A 17,721-nucleotide genomic window follows, 5' to 3' on the forward strand; every position below is an offset into this window, starting at 1 on the left:
ATTTTATGAACAATTTAGTGTACAGAAATACAATATAGAAAGTATTAAAAATGAATTTTTAAACATAGGGTTTAGCGAGGAGGCGATAGATTTTGTTTTTCTTCATAATGATAATTACAACTTTGAATTTTTAAAAAAGAAATTAATCGATGTAGAGAAAAATTTATTAAAAGATATATATTATACTAGGATCAATTTTAAATGTTTTATTTATAAGATATATACAAGGTGTCAAATAATGAGATAATGCATAAATTGATTTTAATTCTAAATTGGCAGCAAAACTTAACTTCTAAAAAAATTAAAAAAATCATTTAATATTGGAGGGTTAATTAATGATTATTAGTAAAATAAAACAAAACAATAGGAGTTTGCTCGGAGAGATGCAAAGATGAGGGTGTTATTTTTTATGTTTGCATTATTATACAAGTTTGTTGAAGAAGCTTGAATTTAATGTGTTTGGAATAAATGTGGCGTATCGCAGATTTTTAGGACTCGGATACATCAAGAAAAATTGTTTTATTAATGATCCTTGCACGATCACGATGCTTAATTGCTACGGAATTAGGAGCAGTGTGAGATATGAATCTTCTGGCTACTTTGTGGCTGCCAATGAATTTGAAATAAACAAATTTCTACATAAATGCAGCGATTTGTTTGCTTTAAATCCCGATTTTTTAAGAAGATTTTTGAATTTATTAGAAATATGGATAATGCTAATTTGATTATCTTTAAATATATGTTTGGTTTTTCAGAAAAGATAAGTTCTTCTAGTATCAAGATTTTTTTCTTTAAAATGATTTTTGTGAACTGTTTGAATGGCGTCAAACTCCTTAGAGTTAATGACGATTTCTCTAATGCAGACGACACTTCTTTTTTTAGCCACATTTACTTTTATATTGTAAAAGGTTTCACCGGTTTTATTTGATAACTGAGTGATATCTTCCATTTTTACTTTTTGAATTTCTGTGCCCCTACATCCACTGATTAAAAGTAAATATACTAACTAACCAGAGATTGAATCAATTTATTTTAGTTGTTTGATGCATTTTAAAATTATTTTGCTGGTTTTTGGAGTTAAGTAGAACTTTGGCTTAGGTTTTAGATTTTCTTTTTTACTTTTAGTTGAATTTTTTATAGAATTTTTAAGAATTTTATTTTCATCAATTACCTTTTGATAATCTTTTAATAGCTTGAGAAAAAAATCCGAAGTGTCATTATTTAAATTAATATAATTATTCATGTCCATAGAATTGGCTCCTTAAAAGTATTACTTTTGAATTAAGTAAAAGTAATAAAAATAGATAAAAATTGCATTTTACATTTTATCAAAAACAAAAAATTTTAGTCAAATTTTGGTGTCTATCATTGCATGCGGAATTTGGAATGTAGAGTAGCTGTAATAAACAGAAGTGGCAATTTTAAAGAGGGCCGGACAAGAAAAAAAGACTGCATACTTTATCTAACATATAGCAAAGACTCTGAAATTTGATTTGTATGTGTTTTGTGATCTTTTGCAATGAGTTGGCTACTTGCAATGGGGAGATTTTTGAGAGTTGATTAAAATTACATTTTAGTTTTGTTGCTATGTAATTTGAAATGTAACAAAATTAGATATTTAAATCGTTAAAAAAATTGTAGTTATTGGGGATTGAATTATTTTTAGGTTTACGGAGTAACTTATGAATGAAAAAATAATAATGATAATTGTTTGTGTTGTTTTTGCACTGATAATTTCTTGCAAGAATTATGCAAGTGGTGAAGATTTAAAACAAAATGTAAAAGAACAGGTTAAGGGATTTTTAGATACAAAAAAAGAAGAATTGACTGAAGGGTTAAAAACTTCGGATCAGAAGTTTCTTCAAAATTTAAAGAACTAATGCAAGCTGATGGACCACAAGATCAAGTAGCTCAAGGTGTTAATGAAGATCCGCAATTAAAAAAAGAGATTGAAGGAAAAATAAAAGAATTAGAGGAGGTTAAAGATAGCTCAAAAAAGACAAAAAAGGATAGAAAAAAAAGAATTAGAAGAGGCTAAAAAGAAATTTGAAGAGTTTAAAAAACAAGTTGAATCAGTAACTGAAAATACTGATAAAGTTAAAAATCAAGGCAAGATCGGACAAGAAGCTTTTCTGTATGCTAAAAAATTAGGTTTAAATGGAAGTTATTCTACTAATGATGGTACTGATACTGATAAGTTTTCAAAAAAAGTTATAGATGATGCGCTTGAAAATATTAAAGAAGAGCTTAAAAATCTAGACGATAAAAAATAATAAAAAACGGTTTTTGATAGTAAAAATTATAAAAAAACAAGGCCGATAACCAGACTTGTTTTTTTATTTAAGATATTTTTTAATTAAAAATGACAAAAATTATTGTTCAGGATATTGTGTTTTTGATGTATTGTTATACAGATAATATGCATGCTAATAAAGTTTCAAATTTTTATGATAATTTAGATCAAGAATCAAAAAAGGCAATACATAGGCTTTATAGAACTGATCAACCAACTATGAGGCAAAAAAGACGTATATACAAAAATTATAAAGCAATACACGAATACATAAAAAAACAGGAAAAAGTATTGATGAAGTAATAAATGACACTTTAGAACTCAGAAAAGAATTTGTCAAAGAATTTTTGAGAGATAAATACCTAAAAAAAACATAAATATTAAGCATCTGTCAATAGTTATTAAGAAGTTATCAGTTTATGTTAATAATTTATTAAATTGCTTTACTATTTAGAGTAACAATTTGTTAATTTTGTTACTTTAGAGAAATTTTTTGAAAAAAGTTAAAAGGTCTTTTTATGATTATGTTGCGTACTTTAGAGAAAGATCCCTAAATGATGGAGAAATAGCAGTTAAACTTGGAGTTCCTAGAGTAAATGTGTGGAGGGTGAGACAAAAATGGGAGAGTGGGGAAACTTCTGTTGGTGATAATTCTAGAGTAACGATTAGTGAAGATACTTTTGAACACCTTGTAGCCCAAACTTTTAAATCAGAAGCTAAAGCTAGAAAAGTTAAGGGAGAATTAGATTTAGAGCGCTCTAATTTAGAATTAGGATTTATACGAGCATTTAAACAATATGCAAGCATTGAACTAGCCAACATGCATTTAAAAATAGAAGATTTACAATCCGAAATTACTTTTTTAACTAAAAAATGTAACAAGAAAAATGATGTTAATGAAAGAATCAGTTTGTTAAAAAGCGAGTTTAATGACCTCATAAAGGAGTGTTCAATAAGGGAAATGGAGCTTTACTATGAATGTATGAAAAAGCTAGCTTCTGCTCATGAAGTTGAGAGTAAAAGTAACTACAAAAGTAGTAAAGGATATAAATGAATTTATACCAAACAAAATTTTTTACAACACTTCAAAAGGAATACAAAAATCAGTTTGGAGTTGATATATCTAAATTTTTTGGAAAAACAAACTCTTTGGTTAATTTTGCTCAGTTTGAAGAGAAATATTTAACTGTAAAGCAAAATAGGGTGATAAAAAGTATTCAAAAGAACAACGAAAAGAAAATTATACTCAGTGGTGGTATAGCTAGCGGCAAAACGTATCTTGCATGTTATTTTTTTCTCAAGAGTTTACTTGCAAATAAAAAGTTATACTCCAGTGATACGAATAATTTCATCATAGGCAATTCTCAACGTTCAGTTGAAGTTAATGTTTTGGGACAATTTGAAAAGCTATGCAAACTTCTTAATATTTCATATATTCCAAGACATAGGAATAATTCATATATACCGATTGATTCACTGCGCATTAATTTATATGGTGGGGACAAGGCAAGTGATTTTGAAAGATTTAGGGGTAGTAATTCAGTACTCATTTTTGTAAATGAGGCTACTACTTTATACAAGCAAACTTTAGAGGAGGTATTGAAAATACATAGGTGCGCGCAAGAGACTATTATTTTTGATACCAATCCGGACCATCCAGAACATTATTTTAAAACCGATTATATTGATAATGTAGCAACTTTTAAGACATATAATTTTACAACTTACGATAATGTACTTCTTAAGTAAAGAATTTATCAAAACTCAAGAGAAACTCTATAAAGATATACCAGCATACAAGGCAAGAGTTTTGCTAGGAGAGTGGATAGCAAGCACCGATTCAATTTTCACACAAATTAATGTTACTCAAGATTATGTGTTTACCAGTTCAATAGCATATTTAGATCCAGCGTTTAGTATTGGAGGTGATAATACTACTTTATGTGTTATGGATAGAGTTGATGATAAATATTATGTTTTTGTATTCCAAGAGCAACGACCAGTCAATGATCCTTGTATTATGAATATGGTCAAGACTGTTTTAGAAAATTTCAATGTACACACACTTTACTTAGAAGATAGAGATAATACTAAAGGCGCTGGTGTATTGACGCGTGAATATATGACTCTTAGAAACAATATGAGTCATTATTTTAGAATTGTGCCGATTAAGCCAAAGTCTAATAAGTTTAGTAGAATAGCATCGTTAATTACACCTTTTACCTACAAAAAACTTAACTATACATAATTATTGTAAGAATTTATTAGTATAAAACTATAAAAAATAGTTAACTATTAAAGTTAACTATTTAAATAAATTCTAATCCATAATGTTGGGAATAGGGGTTGCTAATATGCTTGTTTTTAGATTATCAACCTCTATTTTTTTTTCATTAAATTTATTTAATATTGCATCGAAATAGGCTTTTAACTTAGAATCATCTGTTTTTATAGAATTTTTATTATTTTGATAATCTAATAAAAATTGTTTTATTAGATTTGAAAAAATTTTCCTTATAGAGAATATTTGTTCAAGGGAATTTTTGATTTTTTTTAAATCTAATATTTTTACCTTATCTAAAACATCTTTTTTAAAAAATAAGTGATTAATTATACTTTCTAAGTAAAATTCTACAATTGTTATGCTATTTAACACTTTGGCTGGTGATTTTAGTGCTGGTTTATTAAATATTGTTGCAAATTTATAGATTTCATCATTCGTTAAAAAAGTATTTATAAAATCAAAGGCCCTTTTTCCCATCTTAAAAACTTTTTTATTATTTTCTCCATCTGTATTTTCTATACTTTTTTGCTCAATTGGAAATGTTCTGTTTTTATCTATGGTTGCTTTAGTTGTCACTATTAAATCTATTAAATTTTTTGTTTCATCAATAGGTATATTTTTTGTTTCATTAATAGTTTTTTTTATTACCTTTTTAGCATCATAATCGGAGCTACAAGTATTTAAAAAAAATAAAAAGACACATATGCATAAAATTATGTTGTTCTTCATAAAAATATTCTCCTATAATTAGCATGGGCTAATTGTATAATTATATTAGGAGATATACAATATAATAATGTACTTTGATAACAAGAATTATAAAAGAATCTTAGGACCTTATGTTCTGTTAAACTTTTTGCAAATTCTTCAATATTTTAGAAGTTTTATGAGTTTTAAAATACTTTTTTAAGTTTTTTTAAAAACTCTATCTAAAAAATAACATCCCATCTTGTATTACTAAGATTAAATTTATATTTATTAGTATTTATTATACTAATAAATACTAATAAAGTTTTAGTATCTCTATTTAAATCTACTATAAATTAATCTTCTCTTCTTAGTGGTCAATATTAAATATGTGCATCTTTTATATTGATTTCTAAGTCGCATTTATTTTAAATGTAAGCCCTTAGCAATGATACAAAGAGCAAATAACATGTAGATTTCATGTTATGTCCTTACTGTTATTAGAACATTCAACATTTCATTGTTAAAATTAATCCGTTCTAAAAAATTTTTTAAAATTATTTCTTATTTTGAATCTCTTTTTTTAAGCTATTGTGCTCAATTGGATATTTTCTTTTAGAAGGTCTTTTCCATCTTCACTACTTTTTGTTTTAAAAAATTCATTTTTTCCTTTATACTTTAGAAGTTATAATCATTATTATAAAGCAAAACAAAATTTTACTATTGTTTTTGTCAAATCCTTTATTTTATACACTCACTTTTTATAAGCATTTTATTTTACAAAAATAATGTAAACTTTATAAGTTTTACAATGGACTTGATTTTTAAAAATCAAAAAGGTTTAATTAATAAACTTTTAAGAAATATGAAGAATTGAAAGGACAATAAGGAGATTTTATATGATTATCAAATTAATTAATATTAACTTGTCTATCGGGCAAATAATCCCTTTTTTTCTTCTTTACAGGCATTATTTTCCTTCTTTTTTAATTAAAAGTAGGTCTATGCATTTTTATTTATGATTTATAACTCTTCTTTACTTTTTTTTCTTTTATTCCCCCCCTTTAGTTAGATTTAGAGCTTTAAAGGTTCTAATATGTACTTCTAGGTTTTCTTTTTTGGATAAATTTATTTGCTAATTCTTTAATTTTTTGATTTTCTTCTTTTTCCATATATTCTAACCAATTCTCAAGCGTCTTATTTTTACCGTGTATTTTTCTAAACAATGAATATTCTTTATCCCATTTAGTAGTGACGTCTTCATATTCTTTTGCAATATGAATCTTTGATATATAGTTTTTAGGGAATTTGATCATATTAACCCTTCCTAACATATTTAAAATTATTGTAATAGTTTGATTCTTTTATTTTTTAAATTTTTGCTTAACATATATATATTCTAATTTTAAACTTGTAGCGCAATTGTTGCAAATATTTATTGATAAATTATTAATGTTTTTGGCTTTTTTATTTTAAAGTCTTCTTTAAATATTTTCTATAAATATTTTTTTAATAAAAAATTCCAGTAGTGAACATTTTTGTATTTATACTAATATAATTTGCAAAAAAAATAATAACCAGCAAGACACCTGACCGGTTGTTATTTTGTGTATACAAAGTTTAGCGATATCTAAAGCTATTCATAATTGCTGTTAGTGATATACTCTTTAATTTTTTCAAAATTTTATTGCAATAGTGCTAAATTCTAAAGATTTTGATGCTAATTTTAGAATGCTAATACTTTATAGTATGCTCAGTGAGTTTATACATAATAGGACTCATAAGCACACTCTACCAACACCTCAACTCGAATATGTTAATAAAATTAACTTTTATATTTATCCAATGTCCAATATGCAAACAGTTGGTACTTAATAACTTCTAAGCTAGCGCTAGGAGTAGCTGTATAAAACATCCCCTCATTACTTAGATTGCTCTTAAGCCTAGCAAGTTCACTTGCCAATGAGTCATTAAGACTGCGTAAATTAGAAATATCTTTGCTATGATTGTTTGAGTTTTGTTTTCTTAGAAAGGATGATAAAAAGCTATTGCCTTTTTCATTATTATTACTCTGAGTTAGCGCACTCAAAGAAGTTGTTGCGCTAGAGAGTGCGTCCTGCAGTTGCACTGAAGATTCATCTTTGTAAAACAAAAAATTGTGGTTTTCAATACGTTTTTCTATTTCAACGTATATCTTCTCAAATAGGTAAATATCTAGCAAAAAACTTTCCGTATAACACGGAACATATCTTTTCAAGATATAATCAAAATTTTTATATATTATGAGTCGACTTTTGTGTATTTTAACTACATCTAAAGAATTACCCCCACTATTGGTTTTTGCTTTATAAGTTATATGATCAAAGTCAACCCCCTGAGCCTCTTACAGATTCATAATCATCAAGGTATTCAAATTCAATAGGTAGTTCTATATTAACAGGCTCTTCAAGGTCCAGTAGTATATCTTTAGTCTTTACTAGAACATATCCAATTTCATGAAAACGATAGCTTATAATACAATTAAAAAGCGCATTCTTAATCTGCACTTTTAATCTAGCAAGTTGAAGCTCACTAACATGAATATTAATGCACTCAAGAATAATTCCGTTCTTGAGACAATCTTCTGCTACATTTTCTATGTAATTTCTAAAAAATATTGAATATCTATATAGTTCCAGTGAATTTATTTTATCTACTAGTTTTGCTTTTCTTAAATCATACATTTTTTACTTCTATATCCTAAAGACAGCATCAAATATGCAGCAGCTATTGCATCAAGCGCATCATCAGGAGTTTTATTGTCCCCTTTATAAGCGTAAATATCATTAAATACAATAGAACTACTATACTTTTATTGCCTTTAATTAATAAGCCGTCTATTTAATTTTGCATTAAGCAATGAATTTTTAAATATGCTTATAGCAAAAACCCTATCTTTTTTTAATCTTTATTAACACGTATTTATTTATTAATTAAATAAAGGGCCTTCTCCTTCATGATTACCGTATATAGATACCGCATCATATCCATATTATCTTTTTTATGTTAAAGGGGAACACTTAGAGCATACCTTTTTATGTAAGTAGCTCTAGAGCCAAATAATCAATACAATAAATTTATATTTTTAGAATTATTTCTGTTGTTTTTTATAAGTTTTCTGTGAGCATTGGCACGTCAAATAAGCACCTTTTTTTTAAAAGGAGGTTTTGGCCTTTAATCGAAGCAAATAATTAATATGCTGATGCCAAAGAGCCTCTCTAGCATAGTGTCAGAAACCGTCCAATGTGCTGTGGGGGCCCAGGAGGAGAAAAGGGAATATCCAATAGTCGGGATTAACATTAGTAGGAATAGGAGAAGCATCGCAACTACTGCATCCTATATAACCTCGCTTGTTATTCCATTTACATTTGCAAATAAATACAATGCAAATCTTAGAAAAAGACTTGGCATTTCGCTTGCAGGTTTTGAACCCAATTTTGATATTGGAATAAACGGATTCCAGCTGTACTTTAAATCTTTACAATCCAAAAAAATCTAATCCGGTCAACAAATATATTATAAATATCTATAATATTGCAATACTATTTAAACTAATAGAAACATGAAAATATTAATTTATAAATTAACAAAAAATATATATAGAGTTTTCTTTATGAAAATTAAAAATATAGCAAACACATTGATAATTTTTTCATTTATCGTTTTAAATAGTTGGGGAAATGAACCAGAAATAAATAAAACAAATGAAAAAAATCCTCAAAGCCATATTTTAATATTATCAGCTACAAAAGCAGAAATGGCAGAAATAGATAAGATTATTCAAAACAAAAAATCTATTTCAATAGAAGAACATAGAAAAAAAGATTATCATTGGGAAAGTGCTTGATCGTAATATAATTACCATAGCTACAGGAGTTGGAAAAATAAATACCGCCTTTTGGACAAGCTTTATTATATCAAAATATAAAATTAGTCATATAATAAATGCTGGGGTTGCTAGCGGGATTTATAGCAATAAAAACAAATTCATAAAAATAGGAGACATTGTAATATCTACAGAAACAATAAACCACGATTTTAATCTGCATAGATTTGGCTATGGAATTGGGCATGTTCCAGAACACCCTAAAAAATTCAAAGCAAACACTACTCTTATAAAGAAATCTTCTAATATAAAAACAGACAACATAACATCTTATATGGGTTTAATAATTGCTGGAGACCAATTCATTGACCATCAAAATTTTCAAGAAATCTCAGAAGAATTCGAAAACGCAATTGCAATAGATATGGAAAGCGCCGCAATGGCTCAAGCAGCATACAACTTTAAAATTCCTTTTATAATAATCCGGGGAATATCCGGTATAGTTAATAATGAAAATAATTATAATGATTATAAAAAATTTTTTAAAAAAAAGTTTCTTCAAACTCGGCAAAAATAGTAGAAAAATTAATTAAATTAATGTAAATACATAAATAACACACGAATTATGCAATTTTTGTTTTTTATATGTTTGCATTTAATATTATTAATATTTAATACTTAAAGGCGGTAGCAAATAAAATAGAATTTATACAATTAAAATTGTATAATAAAATTGAGAATTTAATTATGAATACAAAAATTATCCTCTTAAAATTAATTTGCTTTAGTATTTTGCCAATATTAGCTCTTCTTATTGTCAATTTTCTTATTAAAGCACATTTCATTAAGAAGATAAATTTAAATAAAAAAAAGATAATAAATAAAAAAAACTCCGTAGATAGCAATAAGTGCTATAATAAAAAAAATTCAATAGAAATAAATATAAATTAAATAATTTCAATAGAAAAAAAAATAAAAATTTGAATTCAAAGTAAAATTAAAAAAATATTTTGATTTTTACCAAATTCGTAGTAGCTTACAAATTGATTAAAAATTCCCATTTGGTTAGCAAATATGAATGATAGAAAAAACAATTTAAAATTTAAAGCTTGAAAAAAAGAAATTTATAAAAATAAACACAAACTATTTAAAGATCAAAAAATTTAATTGGGGAATTTATATTTTTGCAATGTTGTCCTGGCTTTTATTTTATTATTATTATTATTATTATTATTATTATTACTCATTATTGGTATTATTGAATATGGGAAAATCCTATTAAAAATGACCTGTGCTGATTCATCTATTATTATCAAATTAATCTATTTACCACAAAACGATTTATCCTTATATCAAGAACAAATATTGTTTTACTATCTTTGGTTTTATTGTTTTTAAAATCATATGGGTTGTCAATTAAGAAAGCAAGGGGTTGTTCGAGAATTTGAATTTGAGAGGATTAAAAAAGAGAAATTCAATGAGCTTGAACTTGATTATTATCCTAGCAGTGGTGGAGGCGAAGAAGGTGGTGGAGAAAGTTGTGGGTCAAATAAGAACTTTTGTTCACAACTTGATGCATTTTTAGAAAAACTAAAAAAAGAGACTTCAACACCGTCCTGCTTAGAGTTGTATAGTGAGTGGCGTTAGAAAAAGACTCTCAGATATGTCTACACGTATGATCAACGTTTTTAAGGATCCTAGCCCTTTAAGATTTTATAAAGGCGCTGTTGTAAAACTTGAAAATGACGACTCTTATCAAAGAATATTTAATAAGAATAAGTACACTGAATTTGCCGGAGTAATTATTGACATAAAATCACAAGAACTTGCAATGCTTTATGACTCCAATATATCTGATATTCAAGGATATTCTAAACTTTACACATATCAAGATCTTAACTATGAAATAAAAGACCGAATATCAATTTCAGATTTGGTTTACTTTGAAATATTTAGTACCAATCTTAGCTCAAAAGAATTGTCTTTTATATATTTTGTAGTAGCCTTTTACATTCATTTAAAGATTTTTCTTCAGGAATAATATTATGTATTGAAAATACCTATTTTTTCATTATATTGTTCTATTTTTAATCTCAAAGATTTTATCAATTCTTTATCTATTGAATTGATTCTAGAGCTTCCATCCATTTCTTCTATTATTTCAATTGGATTTTTTAGTATTCTTTTCTTTAATTTTTCGATATTTTTGCTGTTAATATAGTTTCCATAAGTTAACTTATGTATTAATGATTTACATACTTAGTAAGATTGGATTTTATTTTTTCTTTCTAATTTTATTGTTTTGTTACAATACTTCTCTAAATGGGATTCATTTTTAAATAATTTGATACAGTGAATATTATTAGTGTTATTAGTACTTTATCTTCATTGCCTATTTCATTTTCTGTTGAATCTTTGTTTTTTGATTTTGCAAAAATTTTTCTAAATTCCGAAGGATAAAATGCTATTTAATCAAAAGCTTTTTTAAAATTTTTAATGTTAAGTGAATATTGTTCAAGCATGTAAATTTTTTCTCGTTGATATTTTAGTCATATTATTGATATAATGACCGTAATATAGTTGCTTATATTATAGTTAAAAAAATTTGTTTTTTAAATTATAATAGGCTTTATCTTAAGGGTTTTGGTTTTTACTGATGAATTTTAAAGTTGATAAAATTTTTTCTGAAATGATACTAAAAAAGCTTAATTCTGGTGAGATAGGAATTAATAATTTTGAATCCATTAAATATTTTCCTTGTGATAATCATGAAAATATTTTAAATATTTCAGATAAAATTTTGAGTTTTAAGTTTAACAAAGGTTTTGTTGAAGATAATTTGAAAAAATATTTTCGGGATTATTCTGAATTTTTGAATTCAGAAGAAGGTGATTATTATATTTTTTCTTCTTGTGAACTTGAAAATTTGGGACTAATGCTTTTCCCCTATCTTTCTTTTGGGATATTAAATGGGGGCTCTGCAACAAGCTATTTTGATCTAACTAAAAATAGAAGGTTAAATGAAGATTTATATGTGCTATATGAATCTAAAATACTTGAATTTAAAGAAAAATTTGGAGAGTTTCCAAAGGGTATAACCCCAGCTTATATTAACAAAGACGGTAGTTTCGGATTTTCATTTTTGGCTTTGAAAATCAGGCACCTTTTAATGGTTGCCAAAAGATATGAATCTTTTTATGGTAGAAGGATTAAGCCCTCAGTATTTCAAATGACTAGTTGCAAAACGGATGAATTTATTTCAAAGTTTTTGGATGATTTATTTGTAGATGATTTTATTAAAAGTGTAAATTTTTGCAATTTAAATAAAGAAGATATTTTTACAGCTGTCCAACCTTTAGTTTATTGTTATGAAAAACTAAATAGTTCTAATTATCAATATTTTACTTTTAAAGATAATACTATTTTAGCTTTGCCTGCAGGCCATGGTCAAAATTTTAAAATTTTAAAAGACATTTATTTACAGCTTTATAGATCTGGAAAAAGATTCATATATATTGGCAATGTTGATAATGTGGGCTTTACAATTAATTTTAAAGCACTTGCTGTAATGGCTTTAACTAATTGTTCTTCTGGATTTGAATTTAGCTTTAAAAGCAAGACAGATTTTAAGGGGGGGGTATTGGCGGTAAATGGTGAAAATCGTTTAACTTGTGTTGATATTGGTGGAGGGATTTCTTCGGAGATTATACAAGGTTTTGAAGATAAAGGTAATGAATTATTATTTAATTGTGCTACCGGGCTTTTTAATTTAGAGTATTTGATAAAAAATATTGATCAAATAATAGAAAAAATGCCCATTAGAATTATAGAGCAAGATAAAGAAATTGGTAAATATGTTTCGGTTGAGCAAATAACGTGGGAAGTGTTAAGATTAATGGAAAATCCATTAATCTTAACGGTTGACAGGAGTAAAAGATTTCTTCCTGCAAAGTTATTTATCGATATGTTGCTTAATAGCAACTATCTTGAAGATAGTTGCGGATATTGTTGTAGGAAAAAAGGTAATAATTCTAGTTCTAATAAAGATTTATATTGTTCTCTTTCTGCTTTGTTGTCAAAAGATTATGGTTTGATTAGTGGATGTTGTAAATGGACTTTTTGAAAGCTTTCTTTTTTCTTTTTTTTTGTTTAAATTTATTTGCGATAGAATCTTTGCCAGAAATAGATTATGAATATTTTAACAAGGATAAATCAGATCTTGTAGATTTAATGGAATTTTTAGGTGAATTAGATTTTCAAACTATTCTAAAAGATAGAAACTTATTTATTGGAATTAAAAATTTAACAAGTTTTAAGAAGGTTCAAGAACTTAATGCTGATGATATTAATAGAATAAAAAAGATTAATCCGATTGGTATAATTTTATTTAGAGAAAATTTAAAAGATGCTGAGCAGACAAAAGGATTGATTAGTGCAATAAAAAGTCATATTGGACATGATATTTTTATTGCTATTGATGAAGAGGGGGGAATAGTTAGTAGAGCTAGTGAAAATAAAAAAATGGGGGTTTATAATTTTCCGGCCATGGAGTATGTAGGGGCTGTTAAAGATTTGCATCTTATTTATAAAATTGGCGAAGTTCTTGCTAAACAATTGCGTAGACTAGGTATTAATTTAAATATGGCTCCAGTTGCCGACATAAAATTTGCACCACATACTCCTTTACTAAATAGAACATTTGGGGGATATTCTGCTTATAATATAGGACTTATGGTAGAGGCTTTTATTGATGGTATGCAGAATCATGGAGTATTTTCAGCAATTAAACATTTTCCTGGATTAGGAGGAACAACTATAGATACACATAAATATTTAGCGTTTTTGCCTTATAGTAAAAGCTTTTTAATGTTAAATAATTTTGTACCTTTTATTTTTGGTAAGGCTGCTAAATTTATTATGATTGGACATGTTAATGTTCCTAAGATTTCTAAAGATATAACTAGCATGTCTAAAAACGTTGTTAATATTATAAGGGAAAATTTAAATATTACTAGTATTATGATGACAGATTCTTATAATATGGGGGCAATTACAAGAAGTTTTTCTAATATTAAAGATGCTATTAAAAAGTCTTTAAATTCAGGTATAAATATAATCCTTGTTCCTTAGTAAAAAGAGTAAATTCTCTTAAAAGAAGTCGATAATTTAGATTAAATGTTGTATTTATTGGGTATAAAATCAATTTCAAATTTTAAGGCTCTGATGAAAAAAATCTAAAAATATCTAATGATCTGAAATTCAATCAGGAAGGAAAACCTATCTATCAAGAAAGAATAAATAATGCAAAATAACACTATTGGTTTAGGACTTAATCTACTATCCAATTTAACTAACATAGCTAAAACTGATACAAACATAGATCATAACTACATTAATACCTTTAGCAAGGTAATAGATTTTTTCTACAAAACATATATTGGAACATTAAAATCTATGGAAACAGCTGAATCAACTAAAATATTTGAAGAAATACAAGACATATTAAAATACAATATTGAGCTAATAGAAGCTATTGCTAGCAGTAAAAGTAAAAGAATTATCTCCTCATTAAAAGCAAAACGCAATAAAATCATGCGGGAATACGTCAATATTCTTAAAAGGGGTGATAATGCTTAAACTGGCAAACTACTTATTACTTACTTTGCTACTATGTTGTAGTACCATTGCTAGCCTACCATACGAATCAAAACCACCAATTATTAAAACACTAGGAGCTTTAGCTAAATATGGGGTACGACTATCAGATTATGTTATGTACCTTGTAACATTCTTAGCCAAAACAAAAGTTAAAGTTAATGATCCAAATTATCCAGAATTTACTTATCCAGATTTATCAACATTAAAAGACGAACACACAATGACTTCAGTAAAACATAATATCAAACTACTTTTAGAGTACATTGCCAAAACAAAACCCATTGCAAAAAAAGTCTATAATCAGTATTCAAGATTAAAAATGTAAATTACAAAAAGTTTTTTCTTGCAAGAAATTACACTTTATGTTGTTAATAAACCCCGCAAACTAAACTAAAATAGTGTATAATGGGACTATAAAGGTAAAATATTATGAAACCCGTGCTAACAAATACTGTAAGTGAAGAACAAATATATAACGAATTTATAAGATTGGGAATGGAACAACTAATAGCACAAGATTTATCTAAAAGATATTATCACAATGAACTCACATATAGAGATTTAGAAAATTTAGAAAAACAATTCGGCTTAAAGTTTGATAATCTTGTTTCTAAGATTGACTCTGTAAAAAACGAACTTGCTGTTAAGATAGATTATGTAGAAAATAATTTAAATACCAAAATAGATAATTTAGACGCTAAAATAGATACTGTAGAAAAGAATTTAAAACGAAATATGTCTAATTTGGAACAAAATCTTAAAAAAGAAATACAAATTAATAATCAATTATTGTTGGAAAAACTTAAAGTAAGCAACAGAACAATAACTATTGTAACAGCAGTAGTAGTTCCTAGTTATATCTATTATAACAACTGTTGTTGTATCGATAATTACTGGGTTTTTTAAATGAACTGCTATTGCTAAATCAAAGATTATAAAAATAGCAGTTCATTATCTAGATTTTCTTCTATTACAAAAATCAATTTGATTATTCTAATTATTAGCTAATTAATTAGTACCCTCTTCGAGAAACTTTATTATTTTCTCTATCTGAGATACAGCGTCTTCAGACATTTTTTTCCCATTACCAGAAGTATTACTTCCACTGAACTTTATAGTTACTCCAACTAATTTTGATTCAGACCATATCTTGGTTTTTGCAGTACTATTATCGGTATCAGTAATACCTTGAATTTTTTGTTTAGCTTCTCTTAAAGCTGCTAATTTAGCTGCTAATTTATCTTGAAATACCCCTTGCAACTTTGATATTTTTTCTTTAAGCTCTGCATTCATTATCTATATCCTTAAATCTTTCTTTCAATGCATTTAACTTGCCTTTATAATTTCCAAATTTTTCAATATCGGTCTTGTTATTAAGAGTTAAAATCTCTGAAAGAATTAAATCTATTTCTTTTTTCTCTTCTACATATAAGCTACAAGCCATTACAAATAATATCAATATAAAAAACAATTTAACTATGTTTTTAATTTCCATTAGTTACTCCTTTATTTAATAATAATAATGAAGTTAAAATTAGCACAACATTTCAAAATGTAAACCTATCAATTAAAGTTTGCATTAATTTTTTAAAAATTGATAAAAATAGGATATATAATTACAAGAATAAACTTTTTTATTACTTAATGTATTGTACTGAAGATAAGAAAAGGAGATAAGATGAAAATTATCAATATATTATTTTGTTTGTTTTTGCTTATACTAATAAATAGCTGTAATTCTAATGATACTCATACCTAGCAAGTAAAAAGTAGAAAAAAACGTGATTTAGAGCAAAAAGAAGAAGTACAACAAGAAAAACCTAAATCCAAAGAAGAACTTCTTAGAGAAAAGCTATCTGATGATCAAAAAAAGCACCTTGACTGGTTAAAAACTGCTCTGACTAATAAAGGAGAATTTGATAAATTCTTAGGATATAATGAATCTAAAATAAAATCAGCGCTTGACCATATAAAAAGTGAACTTGGTAAATGTACTGGGGATAATACTGATCAGCAAAAAACTAATTTTAAAGAAGTCGTTAAAAGAGCCCTTGATGGCGATATAGATTGATTTTAAAACTAGTGCAAGTAGTACGTGTGACGCACACACACACAGGCTAATTCATGATATGGCAGCCCCTTATTGTGTGGGGGCTTTGCTCTAGGTATAATAATGGAGAGTTTTATTTTATGTGCTTAAGTACTCAATTGCGCTAAAAATTTTCAGTCAATCAGAAATATTTTAGAAAAAATGCGATTTTGTAATTCACTAGTGTTTTTGTTAATTCCTAGTTTTTTTAGGTTTTCATTAATGTATAATTTTAGATTATGCAAATTTTTGCAGGGCGCATTTCCAGAAAAAAAATTTGAAATCAAGTTTGCAATAGCATATGTATTTTTGTGCTTACTTTTTCTAAAGATATTTAGATTTTCTTTATCGGGGCTCACAAGCTTAAATGAGCTAATGTATTTCATTTTTTCGCCTAGATTTAGGATACACGGCTTTTTAGTTATTTGTATATTTCCTGGATTTTTGGTATATTTGTTATCCTCGGTTGTTTCTTTAGACTTTACAATCAAAGAATAAGCAATTTTCAGTTGTTTAGTAGTAATTCCAAAATCAAATATTTTTTTTGCCACATAATTAATTTTGTCTGTACTAATAGATAGTAGTTCACTTTTGTTTAGATTTTCAATGCATTTAGAAATTTCACTAGAGCAAACTAAAGAATATGTTTTCAACCTAAAGCCGTTGTCCAGCACGTAAGAAAGTATATTGGATTTTGGATTGTGTAAGGTTTTGATATTTTGATTTTTCAAATCAGATAATGGAATTCCAGAAGCCATGATAATCCCTAGTAATTTGTGGGCCGTGTTAGTAGTTCCCATAAGATTTTTACTAATCAGAATGAATTCCTTGGGATTTATTTCGTA

14 protein-coding genes and 12 pseudogenes are annotated in these 17,721 nt (G+C 26.6%); 19 read left to right on the plus strand and 7 right to left on the minus strand.

From position 1 onward, the window contains the following. Nucleotides 1-5: 5 nt before the first annotated feature. Nucleotides 6-178: pseudogene (gene bdr / locus BLO14_RS06125) on the plus strand (Bdr family repetitive protein); the annotation flags it as partial. Between the two features lie 157 nt (nucleotides 179-335). After that, a pseudogene (locus BLO14_RS04740) lies at nucleotides 336-632 on the plus strand (DUF261 family protein); the annotation flags it as partial. Here BLO14_RS04740 and BLO14_RS04745 read toward each other — a convergent pair. Continuing rightward, nucleotides 617-1,249, minus strand: a pseudogene (locus tag BLO14_RS04745) (site-specific integrase); the annotation flags it as partial. The pseudogenes BLO14_RS04740 and BLO14_RS04745 sit on opposite strands and share 16 nt — an antisense overlap. A gap of 433 nt (nucleotides 1,250-1,682) precedes the next feature. Between BLO14_RS04745 and BLO14_RS04750 the strand changes: the two are divergent. The 4 genes and pseudogenes from BLO14_RS04750 to BLO14_RS04765 all read left to right on the plus strand — a co-directional run. Beyond that, nucleotides 1,683-2,273, plus strand: a pseudogene (locus BLO14_RS04750) (outer surface protein ErpG). 146 nt (nucleotides 2,274-2,419) lie between these two features. Further along, nucleotides 2,420-2,670, plus strand: a pseudogene (locus tag BLO14_RS04755) (DUF643 domain-containing protein). Between the two features lie 116 nt (nucleotides 2,671-2,786). Continuing rightward, the gene (locus BLO14_RS04760; protein WP_091973529.1) at nucleotides 2,787-3,347 is read left to right on the plus strand and encodes a DUF603 domain-containing protein; all 561 of its coding nucleotides are present in this window, start codon (nucleotides 2,787-2,789) and stop codon (nucleotides 3,345-3,347) included. Further along, a pseudogene (locus BLO14_RS04765) lies at nucleotides 3,344-4,538 on the plus strand (PBSX family phage terminase large subunit); the annotation flags it as partial. The gene BLO14_RS04760 and the pseudogene BLO14_RS04765, both read left to right, overlap by 4 nt. Nucleotides 4,539-4,613: 75 nt before the next feature. Here the strand turns inward: BLO14_RS04765 and BLO14_RS04770 are convergent. Together BLO14_RS04770 and BLO14_RS04775 are read right to left on the minus strand one after the other, a co-directional pair. Continuing rightward, nucleotides 4,614-5,306, minus strand: coding sequence for a CRASP family complement regulator-acquiring lipoprotein (locus BLO14_RS04770; protein ID WP_091973531.1), 693 nt, complete (start codon nucleotides 5,304-5,306; stop codon nucleotides 4,614-4,616). A 1,049-nt stretch (nucleotides 5,307-6,355) separates the two neighbouring features. Next, nucleotides 6,356-6,580: a hypothetical protein gene (locus BLO14_RS04775; protein WP_091973534.1), complete on the minus strand. Its 225-nt coding sequence runs from the start codon at nucleotides 6,578-6,580 to the stop codon at nucleotides 6,356-6,358. Between the two features lie 370 nt (nucleotides 6,581-6,950). On the opposite strand from BLO14_RS04775, the pseudogene BLO14_RS04780 reads away from it, so the two are divergent. Next, nucleotides 6,951-7,133: pseudogene (locus tag BLO14_RS04780) on the plus strand (DUF764 family protein); the annotation flags it as partial. Here BLO14_RS04780 and BLO14_RS04785 read toward each other — a convergent pair. Continuing rightward, nucleotides 7,126-7,987 (minus strand): annotated as a pseudogene (locus BLO14_RS04785) (anti-CBASS protein Acb1 family protein); the annotation flags it as partial. The pseudogenes BLO14_RS04780 and BLO14_RS04785 overlap by 8 nt on opposite strands. Before the next feature lie 518 nt (nucleotides 7,988-8,505). Between BLO14_RS04785 and BLO14_RS04795 the strand changes: the two are divergent. The 11 genes and pseudogenes from BLO14_RS04795 (at nucleotide 8,506) to bdr (BLO14_RS04850) (ending at nucleotide 15,697) form a co-directional block, all read left to right on the plus strand. Continuing rightward, nucleotides 8,506-8,802, plus strand: coding sequence for a P13 family porin (locus tag BLO14_RS04795; protein ID WP_091973553.1), 297 nt, complete (start codon nucleotides 8,506-8,508; stop codon nucleotides 8,800-8,802). Between the two features lie 114 nt (nucleotides 8,803-8,916). Next, the gene (locus tag BLO14_RS06130) at nucleotides 8,917-9,150 is read left to right on the plus strand and encodes a hypothetical protein (protein WP_236736394.1); all 234 of its coding nucleotides are present in this window, start codon (nucleotides 8,917-8,919) and stop codon (nucleotides 9,148-9,150) included. Then, nucleotides 9,143-9,706 carry a 5'-methylthioadenosine/S-adenosylhomocysteine nucleosidase gene (mtnN, locus tag BLO14_RS04800; RefSeq protein WP_236736395.1) on the plus strand — a complete coding sequence of 188 codons (564 nt, stop codon included), beginning with the start codon at nucleotides 9,143-9,145 and terminating at the stop codon, nucleotides 9,704-9,706. The genes BLO14_RS06130 and mtnN overlap by 8 nt, the downstream gene beginning before the upstream one ends. A gap of 824 nt (nucleotides 9,707-10,530) precedes the next feature. Further along, nucleotides 10,531-10,776 (plus strand): annotated as a pseudogene (locus tag BLO14_RS04810) (DUF3890 domain-containing protein); the annotation flags it as partial. Further along, nucleotides 10,763-11,170 carry a DUF1506 family protein gene (locus BLO14_RS04815; RefSeq protein WP_236736396.1) on the plus strand — a complete coding sequence of 136 codons (408 nt, stop codon included), beginning with the start codon at nucleotides 10,763-10,765 and terminating at the stop codon, nucleotides 11,168-11,170. The pseudogene BLO14_RS04810 and the gene BLO14_RS04815, both read left to right, overlap by 14 nt. A 615-nt stretch (nucleotides 11,171-11,785) precedes the next feature. Then, complete coding sequence (locus BLO14_RS04825; RefSeq protein ID WP_091973537.1) at nucleotides 11,786-13,252, plus strand: UTP--glucose-1-phosphate uridylyltransferase; 1,467 nt, start codon at nucleotides 11,786-11,788, stop codon at nucleotides 13,250-13,252. After that, a complete protein-coding gene (locus BLO14_RS04830) occupies nucleotides 13,240-14,259 on the plus strand; it encodes a glycoside hydrolase family 3 N-terminal domain-containing protein (protein WP_091973540.1) in 1,020 nt (339 codons plus the stop codon). The genes BLO14_RS04825 and BLO14_RS04830 overlap by 13 nt, the downstream gene beginning before the upstream one ends. Nucleotides 14,260-14,348: 89 nt before the next feature. Beyond that, nucleotides 14,349-14,441, plus strand: a pseudogene (locus BLO14_RS04835) (BlyB family putative holin accessory protein); the annotation flags it as partial. Beyond that, nucleotides 14,431-14,766, plus strand: a complete 336-nt coding sequence (locus tag BLO14_RS04840; RefSeq protein WP_091973545.1) for a BlyB family putative holin accessory protein — start codon at nucleotides 14,431-14,433, stop codon at nucleotides 14,764-14,766. The pseudogene BLO14_RS04835 and the gene BLO14_RS04840, both read left to right, overlap by 11 nt. After that, complete coding sequence (locus tag BLO14_RS04845; protein WP_091973547.1) at nucleotides 14,759-15,112, plus strand: BBA14 family lipoprotein; 354 nt, start codon at nucleotides 14,759-14,761, stop codon at nucleotides 15,110-15,112. The genes BLO14_RS04840 and BLO14_RS04845 overlap by 8 nt, the downstream gene beginning before the upstream one ends. 104 nt (nucleotides 15,113-15,216) lie before the next feature. Then, a pseudogene (gene bdr, locus BLO14_RS04850) lies at nucleotides 15,217-15,697 on the plus strand (Bdr family repetitive protein). A 98-nt stretch (nucleotides 15,698-15,795) separates the two neighbouring features. On the opposite strand, the gene revA (BLO14_RS06135) reads toward bdr (BLO14_RS04850), so the two are convergent. Both revA (BLO14_RS06135) and revA (BLO14_RS06140) read right to left on the minus strand, forming a co-directional pair. Beyond that, the gene (revA, locus tag BLO14_RS06135; protein WP_236736397.1) at nucleotides 15,796-16,080 is read right to left on the minus strand and encodes a fibronectin-binding protein RevA; all 285 of its coding nucleotides are present in this window, start codon (nucleotides 16,078-16,080) and stop codon (nucleotides 15,796-15,798) included. Then, entirely contained in the window at nucleotides 16,064-16,282 is a 219-nt protein-coding gene (gene revA / locus BLO14_RS06140) for a fibronectin-binding protein RevA (protein ID WP_236736398.1), read from the minus strand. The genes revA (BLO14_RS06135) and revA (BLO14_RS06140) overlap by 17 nt, the downstream gene beginning before the upstream one ends. Nucleotides 16,283-16,465: 183 nt before the next feature. On the opposite strand from revA (BLO14_RS06140), the pseudogene BLO14_RS04860 reads away from it, so the two are divergent. Then, nucleotides 16,466-16,952, plus strand: a pseudogene (locus BLO14_RS04860) (Mlp family lipoprotein). Nucleotides 16,953-17,010: 58 nt separating this feature from the next. Here BLO14_RS04860 and BLO14_RS04865 read toward each other — a convergent pair. After that, nucleotides 17,011-17,721, minus strand: a 711-nt coding sequence (locus BLO14_RS04865; protein ID WP_236736399.1) for a hypothetical protein, incomplete at its 5' end; no start/stop codon positions are given.

The organism is Borreliella japonica, from assembly GCF_900099615.1.
In the GTDB taxonomy this organism is placed as follows: Bacteria; Spirochaetota; Spirochaetia; order Borreliales; family Borreliaceae; genus Borreliella; species Borreliella japonica.

Coding starts and splice junctions, on each gene's coding strand:
- BLO14_RS04770 (WP_091973531.1), bottom strand. CDS start 5,306: ATGAAGAACAACATAATTTTATGCATATGTGTCTTTTTATTTTTTTTA.
- BLO14_RS04775 (WP_091973534.1), bottom strand. CDS start 6,580: ATGATCAAATTCCCTAAAAACTATATATCAAAGATTCATATTGCAAAA.
- BLO14_RS04795 (WP_091973553.1), top strand. CDS start 8,506: ATGCCAAAGAGCCTCTCTAGCATAGTGTCAGAAACCGTCCAATGTGCT.
- BLO14_RS06130 (WP_236736394.1), top strand. CDS start 8,917: ATGAAAATTAAAAATATAGCAAACACATTGATAATTTTTTCATTTATC.
- BLO14_RS04825 (WP_091973537.1), top strand. CDS start 11,786: ATGAATTTTAAAGTTGATAAAATTTTTTCTGAAATGATACTAAAAAAG.
- BLO14_RS04830 (WP_091973540.1), top strand. CDS start 13,240: ATGGACTTTTTGAAAGCTTTCTTTTTTCTTTTTTTTTGTTTAAATTTA.
- BLO14_RS04840 (WP_091973545.1), top strand. CDS start 14,431: ATGCAAAATAACACTATTGGTTTAGGACTTAATCTACTATCCAATTTA.
- BLO14_RS04845 (WP_091973547.1), top strand. CDS start 14,759: ATGCTTAAACTGGCAAACTACTTATTACTTACTTTGCTACTATGTTGT.
- revA (WP_236736397.1), bottom strand. CDS start 16,080: ATGAATGCAGAGCTTAAAGAAAAAATATCAAAGTTGCAAGGGGTATTT.
- revA (WP_236736398.1), bottom strand. CDS start 16,282: ATGGAAATTAAAAACATAGTTAAATTGTTTTTTATATTGATATTATTT.